At 77.8% G+C, this 2,361-nt stretch carries 1 protein-coding gene; it reads right to left on the bottom strand.

Annotation, left to right across the window (positions count from 1 at the left end; genetic code table 11):
• The coding region (locus D7X55_RS38530) for a tetratricopeptide repeat protein (RefSeq protein ID WP_147470397.1) at positions 1 to 2,361 on the bottom strand (2,361 nt) is incomplete at both ends.

Genomic DNA, 2,361 nt, shown 5'->3' with positions numbered 1-2,361 from the left:
ACCCGGGCGCGCTCCCTCGCCTGCTCCAGCCGCTCCCGCGCCTCCGGCGCCCGGCCACCCGCCACCAGCAGGCGCCCGGCGTTGTAGTGGATGCGCGCCACCTCCTGGGCATCTCCCCCCTGCTCGGCCAGGGCGAGCGCGCGCTCCAGGTCCGACAGCGCCTGGGCCGGCTCGCCCGCGAGGACCCGCAGGCCCGCGAGCTGCGACAGCGCCCGCGCCTGCCCCACCGCGCTGCCCACCGACCGCGCCTGCTCCGCCGCGCGCGTGAAGGCCACCCGCGCCCGGTCCTGCTGCCCCAGCCGCTGCTGCAGCCGCCCCAGCAGCAGGTAGTGCTCCCAGAAGAAGTCCGCCACCTGCGGGGTCCGGCTCCCCATGCGCTGGAAGGCTCGCGCCAGCAGCTCCACCGCCGCCGTCGTCTCGCCCTTGGCCTCGCGCACCCGCGCGAGCTCGCCGAGCACCAGCGCCTCCACCTCCGGGTCCGAGCCCGCGGGGCCCTGCGCCATGCTGAGGCGCACCTCCGCGTCGTCCACGCGCGAGAGCTTCAGCTCCGCGACGGCCAGGCGCCGCGCGGCCTCCGCCCACCGGCCGGGGGTCTGCATCACCGGCACGTTGTCCAGCCACGGCGTCACCAGCCCATCCACGGCGGCGGGGTCCACCTGCGTGAGGCACGACGCCGCGCGCGCGAGCACGTCCAGCTGCCAGCGCACCACCGCCGCCGTCGCGCCGGGCGCCCGGCCCAGGGCCCGGCGGTAGAACTCCACCGCCGCGCGCCACTCGCCCCGCGCCGCGAACCAGTCTCCCGCCCGCTCGCACGCGACCGGCGCGCCGGAGGACTCCGCGCCCAGCAGGTGGTCCGCCACGCGCACCTCGCGGGCCGGCTCCTGCGCGAACGCCACCATCTCCAGCGCCTCCGCCAGCTCCTGGTGCGCGCCGCGCAGCTGCGAGGTCGACAGGCGCTCGCGCAGCACCTGCCGCGCCTCCTCGCTCGTGAAGCGGAAGATGCCGGGCTGCGCGGGCACGGGCACCACCCACTCCGCGTCCTCCAGCACCTCCGCGCCGTCCGTGGCCGTCAGCGACGCGCGCACCAGCTCCGCGCTGAAGAGCGAGCCCTCCACCGCGGCCCGCTGGAGGAAGCGCAGCGACGCGGCGGGCAACAGCTCCAGCCGCGCGCCCAGGGCCTGTCCCAGCCTCTGCGGCAGCATCGCGGCGGACAGCGGACCATTGGACTGGAAGCCGCCCTCCGTGCGCTGCAACACCCCCACCGACACCAGCAGCCGCACCAGCGCCAGCGCATGCGCGGGATTGCCGCGCACCCGGTCCGCCACCGCCCGCTCCAGCGACGGCGACAGCGGCAGGCCCAGGCTCGCGGTGAGCAGCGCGTTCAGCTCCGACGGCGACAGCCCCTCCAGCACCGTCACCGGCAGGGACGCCAGCGCCGGGGGCACCGCGTCCACGTCGCCCGTGGCCACCAGCGCCACGCCTGGCTCCTTCGTCGCCAGCAGCCCCGCGAGCAGCTCCAGCGAAGGGCCGTCCACGCGGTGCACGTCGTCCACCAGCAGCAGCAGGCCGGACGGCTTCGCCACGCGCTGGAGCGCGTCCACCACGGCCCCGTCCCCCGCCGGCAGGTGCCCGCCCACCGGCGCGCCCCGCGCGAGCCTCCGCCACAGCGCCGCGGCCTCCGATTCGGAGAAGCCCAGGCCCGACAGCGGCGGCAGTGACGTGTCTCCACCGGTCGCGCTCCGCGACAGCGCGGCGAACACCGTGCGCCACAAGCCCAGCGCTCCCGCGGAGCGAGGGTCGCCGCCCCACGCGTACACCACGCGCGGCGAGGCGCCCGTGGACAGCTCCGACACCGCCTCCAGGAAGCGGCTGCGGCCCACGCCCGTGGGCCCCACGAAGAGCCGCGCGCCGCCCTCGCCCTTGCGCGCGGACTCCACCACCGCCGCCGCCTGGGTCAGCGCCTCGTCGCGCCCCACCAGCGCGTCCACGCGGGCCGACGGCGCGCCGGACTCCACCCGCCACGCGGTGCCGCCGGGCAGCTCGCGCGCCACGCCGATGCGCACCCCGCCCGCCTCCACCAGCAGCGCCTTCACCGAGGCGCCCACGAGCAGTTCCCCGGGCACCGCCGCGTCCGCCAGCGACCGAGCCCGCTCCAGCCCCAGGCCGGACAGCCGGGGCGTCCCCGTCTCCGCGCTCAGGCGCACCACGCCGGACTCCAGGCCCCGGCGCACGCTCAGGCCCGCGCTGGCCAGCTCCTCCGCGCACTTCAGCGCCCGCGTCGCATCATCCGGGCGAGCCTGCGGCAGACCAAAAGGCAGACACCACTGCGCGTCCGCCAGCGCCACCGCCTCCACGTGGTGG

The sequence above is a fragment of the Corallococcus sp. AB049A genome, assembly GCF_003668885.1.
In the GTDB taxonomy this organism is placed as follows: Bacteria; Myxococcota; Myxococcia; order Myxococcales; family Myxococcaceae; genus Corallococcus; species Corallococcus interemptor.
This window is presented reverse-complemented; position numbering and strand designations above follow the sequence as displayed.